Below are 5,924 nucleotides of genomic sequence, written 5' to 3'. Positions count from 1 at the left end.
GGGCCCCCGGCACCGACGGCGCGACGGCCGCCGCCCTGCGCCGCACCGACCGGCTGCGTGAGGGCGCCGACGACTTCCCGCAGCAACTCGACGAACTGACCCGGTTCCTGGACGCCGGCTTTCCCGACGGGCACCGCTACTCCCGCATCCACGCGGTGCCGGGCCCGGTGCAGGGCTCCGTCGCCAGGCCGCCGATCTGGCTGCTGGGCTCGTCCGGGTTCAGTGCCCGGCTGGCCGGCTCGCTGGGCCTGCCGTTCGCGTTCGCCCACCACTTCTCCGCCGCCAACACCGTGCCGGCGCTCGACCTCTACCGGGAGTCCTTCCGCCCGTCGGCGGTGCTGTCCGAGCCGTACGCGCTGATGTCCGTGTCCGGGCTGGCCGCCGACGTGGAGAGCACCGCCCGCCGGCAGGTGCTGACGGGCGCGCTGTCCATGGTGCGGCTGCGGGCCGGCCGGCCCGGCCTGGTGCCCAGCCCGGAGGAGGCGGAGAGCTACGACTTCAGCCCGCTGGAACGTGAGGTCGCCGACAGCTGGCTGGCCAACGTCGTGCACGGCACCGCCGACGAGGTGCGGCAGGGGCTGGACGGCCTGGTGAAGCGCACCGGCGCCCAGGAGCTGATGATCACCGCCAACGCGCACGGCGCGTCCGCGCGGCTGCGCAGCTACGAGCTGATCGCCGACAGCTACGGCCTGCCCGTAGGTGACGGCGGCCCGGCCACGGCAGCCGCGGGCTGATCCCGGCCGGGGACGGCGAGGCGCGGCCCCGCCGTCCCCGGCCGTCGGCCGTGGGAGCGACCGGCGACCGGTGTGTGCGGCGGCTGCCGTGGGACGCGGACCGGTGGGTCAGACGCGGGCCAGCAGTGCGGAGATGTGCTCCGCCGCCACCGGTTTGGAGTAGTGCCAGCCCTGGCCGGTGTCGCAGCCGATGCGGCGCAGGCGTTCGGCCTGCGCCGGCCCTTCCACGCACTCGGCGGTGACGGTAAGGCCCAGCTTGTGGGCCAGCTCCACCAGCGAGGTGACGATCGTCTCGTCGGCCGGGTTGAGCTGCCGGGCCGTCCGGAAGCCGCGGACGAAGGTGCCGTCCAGCTTCAGGGCCCGCACCGGCAGCCGGCTGAGGTAGGCGAGGTTGGAGTAGCCGGTGCCGAAGTCGTCGATGGCGATGCGCACCCCCATCTCCGACAGCGAGTGAAGGGCCTGGAGCGGGCGCCCGGCGGAGCCCATCACCGCGGACTCGGTCAGCTCCAGTTGCAGCAGTCCGGCGGGCAGCCCGGTCTCGGCCAGGGTGGCGGCGACGTCCGACACCAGGTCCGAGTCCCACACCTGCCGCACGGCCACGTTGACCGAGACGAACAGCGGCGGTCCCGGGTGCTCCAGCTGCCACCGGCGGGCCTGCCGGCAGGACTCGGCGAGCACCCAGCGGCCCAGCGGCACGATGGCGCCGTTCTCCTCGGCCAGCCCGATGAAGCGGTTGGGGCCCAGCGTGCCGAACTGCGGATGGCGCCAGCGCACGAGCGCCTCGACGCCGCGCACCCGACCGTCCGCCAGCCCCACGATCGGCTGGAACTCCAACATGAACTCGCCGCGCTCCACCGCCGGGCGCAGGGTGCTGGACAGGGCCTGCCGGGTCATGCGGTGGGCGTTGCGCTCGGGGTCGAACAGCGTCCAGCGGTCCTTGCCGTCCGCCTTCGCCCAGTACAGCGTGGTGTCGGCGGCCTGCATCAGCTCGGTGGCGGTGGTGCCCTCCGCGGCGCGTTCGACGACGCCGATGCTGGCCGACACCGAGACCCGCCGCCCACCGACGTCGAAGGGACGCCGCAGCACCGCCCGCAACTGGTTGGCCAGCGCGCTGAGCTGGTCGGTCCCGGTGGACGCCTCGACCAGCAGGGCGAACTCGTCACCGCCGAGCCGTGCCACCAGGTGGCCGCCGGCCGGGGGTGAGCCGGCCGCGCAGTGGATCAGCCGCTGGGCCACGGCGTCCAGCAGCTGGTCGCCGACCCGGTGCCCCAGCGTGTCGTTGACGGCCTTGAAGCCGTCCAGGTCCAGGTAGCACAGGCCCACCCGGCCGGTCGCGCTGTCGTTCAGCGCGTGGGCGAGCCGTTCGAAGAACAGGGCGCGGTTGGGCAGCCGGGTGACGGGGTCGTGCATCTGGAGGTGCCGCAGCCGCTCCTGGAGGTCGCGGCGCTCGCTGACGTCGGCGACGGTGAGCAGGGTCGCGCCCAGCGGGCGGCCGGCGCTCACCAGGGTGATCTCCACCCACAGCGGGTGGCCGTCCGCGTGTTTGAGCCGGCGGGTGCAGCACATCCGGTCGCTCTCACCCCGCAAGACCGCCCGGCAGGCGTCGCGGGCCCGGTCGTCGAAGGCCAGGCCGGGCAGTTCCGTGGCCGGCAGTCCGTGGAGCCGCTCGGGCGGAGTGTCCAGCAGGGCGGCGAGCGCGGTGTTCGGGGCGATCACCCGGCCCTCTTCGTCGACCACGGCCATGGCCTGTCTGGCCGTGTTGAAAGCGGCGGCGAAAACTCCGGGTTCAACACGGGGTCGGGCAGCCGGATCGGCGGAAAAACTACCGTCCGTAACGCCTTCAGCAACCCTTCCGGGGTTGTCGGGGCCGTCTGGAGCGTCGCCCGGACTGTCGAGGATTCCGTTCACCGATCGCTCCCGGAGGGGATTCGTGGCTGGAAAGTCTGCCGATCATAAGGGCTTTCACCGAGCGGGGGCCAGCAAGGGGCCGTGTGCCGCCACCCACTGTGATGACCCCTGCGTACGTCCGTGCGAGCGCTCCGGCAACGATCCGGTTACTTACCCAGGGTAATCATACCGCTGTGCCCCTGACGGGCTAATGGAACAGGCCAAAGCCTGCCAAACCATCACAAGGTGGAGGAGGTGTCCCACGACGGTTACGGGAGGTCCTTGTGTGTCCTGTGCGCATACCGCAGGAGAAATCACTCCTGTGGCGGCTGCGCCGCCCGGCCTCGGTCCTCACCGCCCTGGCGGCGGTGATCGGCACGACCTCGATGGCCGGCCCGGTCCTCGCCGAGCCCGCGCCCCCGTGCGCGCTCCCCCGCAGCGACGCCCACCACTCCCTCGGCCTCGACACCTGGAACGACTCCTACGTGCGCCCGCGGCACACCGTGGACGCGGTCATGCTGTTCCTCTCGTTCCCTGACTCCCGCCCGCTGACCACTCCCACCCAGCTGGCCGAGGACTACTTCCCGGCCACCTCCGACTTCTTCCGGCGCGCCTCCTACGGCAGCCTCGACCTCCGTGCCCACCCCGTCGAGCGGTGGATCGAGATGCCGGCCGAGTCGCGCGCCTACGACATAGCGCGGGACTGGAGCGCCGACATGCGCTCGGCCTTTCTCAACGACGCGCTGGCCGTCGCCGACCCGGAGGTGGATTTCAGCCGTTTCGACGTCGTGTACCTCGTCGCCGACCCCAACGCCCCCGGTGTCGACTCCGACGCGACCAAGGTCGTCAACTTCCAGCACCCGGTGCGGCTCGACGGCACCGAGCTGCGGCGGATCGTCACCGTCTTCGAGCAGTACCCGGCGGACCGCAACGTGCTCGCACACGAGACCGGACACGTCTTCGACCTGCCCGACCTCTACAACCGGCCCGAGGACGGCAAGGGCGACTGGGACACCCACGTCGGCGACTGGGACCTCATGGGCAGCCAGTTCGGGCTGGCTCCGGAGCCCTTCGGCTGGCACAAGTGGAAACTCGGCTGGCTGAACGACCATCAGATCGACTGCGTCCAGGGCCCCGGCGCCAGCCGGCACTCGCTCCGGCCGCTCGCCGAGCCCACCGCCGGGCCGGGCGCCGACACCCGGCTGCTCGCGATCCGCACCGGCCCCACCGAGGTGATCGCGGTCGAGGTGCGCGAACCGGTAGGCAACGACATCGCCCTGTGCACCAGCGGTGTGCTCGTCTACCGGGTGCGCAGCGACACCGCGTCGGCGGGCGGCCCGGTGGAAGTGCTCGACGCCCGCCCCGGCACCGGCGCCTGCCACGGCAGCTCGGTCCACCCCGAACTGGCGGACGCCCCGCTCGGCGAGGGGCAGACGCTGTTCGCCGCGGACGGCCGGGTGTCGGTCACCGCCGTCCGCCGGGCGGAGTCCGGCACGTGGACCGTGCACGTGACCCGCGCCTGACCCGGGAACGCCGAAGGCCCTCCGCGAACGGAGGGCCTTCGGTCGTCTGTGCGCCGCCAGGGACTCGAACCCCGGACCCGCTGATTAAGAGTCAGCTGCTCTAACCAACTGAGCTAGCGGCGCCTGCTGACGTCGTAGACCTTAGCACCCGGTTCGGCTGATGCGAAAATCGACAGCGGGCGCCCATGGCTCCGACCAGCACGTACCGCGCGCAGGCAGGCCCGGAGCAGTGCCTCGGCGTCCGGCAGCCACGGGTACCGCACGTCGGGGGCGACCAGCCACCGGGAGGCCCGGGGCGCCTCGTCGACGGCGTACACCGCGGGAACCGTGACGGCCTCCCCGGCGCCGTGGCACAGCAGCGGGGGGATCGTTTCTGCACCCTCGGTGCCGGAGTCCCACTCCTCCCAGCCCAGCAGGGTGGGCAGCCGGTCGGCGGTGCCGGGCGCCGCGAACAGCCACAGGCGGTCGTGGTGCAGGGCCACCGGGCCGCTGCCGGGGCCCGCGGACCACAACCGGTCCAGCATCCGGCGCCCGAAGAGCACCGGGGTGCTCACCACGTCGAAGGCCGTTCCGCAGGGCAGCACGCTGGTCGCGGCCGGACGGTGCGACCACAGGGCGTGCACACTGCGCGGGAACCGGCTGGCCGAGGCCAGCCAGTCCGCGCCGGCCGGGGTGACACGGGTGGTGGGATCGCTGCTCATGAGGAACAGGTCTACCGCCGCAGGCGGCAGCGTTCTTGCGGATCGGCAAAATCCGGGACGGCGACGGGCCGGGCCGCGTACAGTACGCCCGCGCATATGTCGCGGGCAGCTTGCCCCACCCCGCGGGAGTCGCGGTCTGTCCCCGCCCTCACGGAGCCCGCCCCCGGCGGGCGGCCGGCGTCGCGGGTACGGCCTGGCGGGGCGGTGGGGGCGCCCTGCCGGCGGGCCGGGACGGGAGCCGTCACTCCCGGGTGTGCTCGCGGAGCAGCTCCTCGCCGAACTCGACCATCTTTCGGACGTAGTCCTCCGTCCACTGCGCACGGTCGGCGATCGCCGAGTCCGGCAGCCGGTCGAAACGCCGCGGATCGGCCAGCTGGGCGGCAGCCATCGCCTGGAACTCCACAGCCCGGTCCGCCGCGGCACGGAACGCCAGGGCCAGTTCCGTCGAGCGCGCCAGCAGCTCCTGCGGGTCGTTGATCGACTCCAGGTCGAAGAAGTGCTCGGGGTCGGCCGTCGACTCGGCAGGTTCGAACATCAGCGGCGCGGGCCGCGAGAAGCGCGGGACCGCACCGCGTCGGTCCGGAGCCGGATGCGGCTCGGGCATGGAGATACCTCCGTCGTCGTTGGGGCCATTCACCATTGTCCCCCGCTCGGTACGGCCGCATTCGAAACCCGGCGACGCGGCTCACATCACCCGGTGCTCGGCCAGTTCGGCCAGCACCGCCTGGTGGGCCTCCCAGCCGTCCGGGAAGCGCACGGTCACCCCCAACTGGACCGGCTCCGTCGAGGGGTGCTCGTCGAGCAGCTCCGGCACACCCGCCCGGCACACCACCACACACGCGTGCCGGTGCCGGGACGTGAGCACGCACAACCGGCCCGTCTCCAGGTGGAAGGCGGTCGCGTCGGGACGACCCGACAGCGGGTGCAGCACCACCGTCAGGTCGAACTCCATGCCCTGGAGCCGGTTGGCGGTGTCCACCGTGACCCCCTCCACCCCCAGCCCGGCCAGCGCGGCCCGGACGGCCGCCGCCTGGTCGCGGTGCGCGGTGCCGACCCCGATCCGGTCCGCGGTCAGCCCG

General features: G+C 72.9%; 6 protein-coding genes and 1 tRNA gene. 2 read left to right on the top strand and 5 right to left on the bottom strand.

What is annotated here, in order from left to right; all coding sequences use genetic code 11:
* Nucleotides 1-734, top strand: a 734-nt coding sequence (locus ACYVE9_RS13490; protein ID WP_461028061.1) for an MsnO8 family LLM class oxidoreductase, incomplete at its 5' end; no start/stop codon positions are given.
* A 108-nt stretch (nucleotides 735-842) separates the two neighbouring features.
* Here ACYVE9_RS13490 and ACYVE9_RS13485 read toward each other — a convergent pair.
* Nucleotides 843-2,477, bottom strand: coding sequence for a putative bifunctional diguanylate cyclase/phosphodiesterase (locus ACYVE9_RS13485; RefSeq protein WP_461028060.1), 1,635 nt, complete (start codon nucleotides 2,475-2,477; stop codon nucleotides 843-845).
* Nucleotides 2,478-2,914: 437 nt separating this feature from the next.
* On the opposite strand from ACYVE9_RS13485, the gene ACYVE9_RS13480 reads away from it, so the two are divergent.
* Nucleotides 2,915-4,144 carry a M6 family metalloprotease domain-containing protein gene (locus tag ACYVE9_RS13480; RefSeq protein WP_461028059.1) on the top strand — a complete coding sequence of 410 codons (1,230 nt, stop codon included), beginning with the start codon at nucleotides 2,915-2,917 and terminating at the stop codon, nucleotides 4,142-4,144.
* 49 nt (nucleotides 4,145-4,193) lie between these two features.
* Here the strand turns inward: ACYVE9_RS13480 and ACYVE9_RS13475 are convergent.
* From ACYVE9_RS13475 to ACYVE9_RS13460, 4 genes are all read right to left on the bottom strand, one after another.
* A tRNA-Lys gene (locus ACYVE9_RS13475) sits at nucleotides 4,194-4,267 on the bottom strand.
* Entirely contained in the window at nucleotides 4,258-4,845 is a 588-nt protein-coding gene (locus ACYVE9_RS13470) for a bifunctional DNA primase/polymerase (protein WP_461028058.1), read from the bottom strand. The genes ACYVE9_RS13475 and ACYVE9_RS13470 overlap by 10 nt, the downstream gene beginning before the upstream one ends.
* A gap of 241 nt (nucleotides 4,846-5,086) precedes the next feature.
* Nucleotides 5,087-5,449, bottom strand: coding sequence for a hypothetical protein (locus ACYVE9_RS13465; RefSeq protein ID WP_461028057.1), 363 nt, complete (start codon nucleotides 5,447-5,449; stop codon nucleotides 5,087-5,089).
* Nucleotides 5,450-5,530: 81 nt separating this feature from the next.
* On the bottom strand, nucleotides 5,531-5,924 hold a 394-nt coding region (locus tag ACYVE9_RS13460), incomplete at its 5' end, for an AAA domain-containing protein (protein WP_461028056.1).

It is taken from the genome of Streptomyces sparsus (assembly GCF_054776295.1).
This window is presented reverse-complemented; position numbering and strand designations above follow the sequence as displayed.

What these genes read in the sequence shown, in the direction of transcription:
- ACYVE9_RS13465 (WP_461028057.1), bottom strand. Translation starts at nt 5,449, where the DNA reads ATGCCCGAGCCGCATCCGGCTCCGGACCGACGCGGTGCGGTCCCGCGC.
- ACYVE9_RS13485 (WP_461028060.1), bottom strand. Translation starts at nt 2,477, where the DNA reads ATGGCCGTGGTCGACGAAGAGGGCCGGGTGATCGCCCCGAACACCGCG.
- ACYVE9_RS13470 (WP_461028058.1), bottom strand. Translation starts at nt 4,845, where the DNA reads ATGAGCAGCGATCCCACCACCCGTGTCACCCCGGCCGGCGCGGACTGG.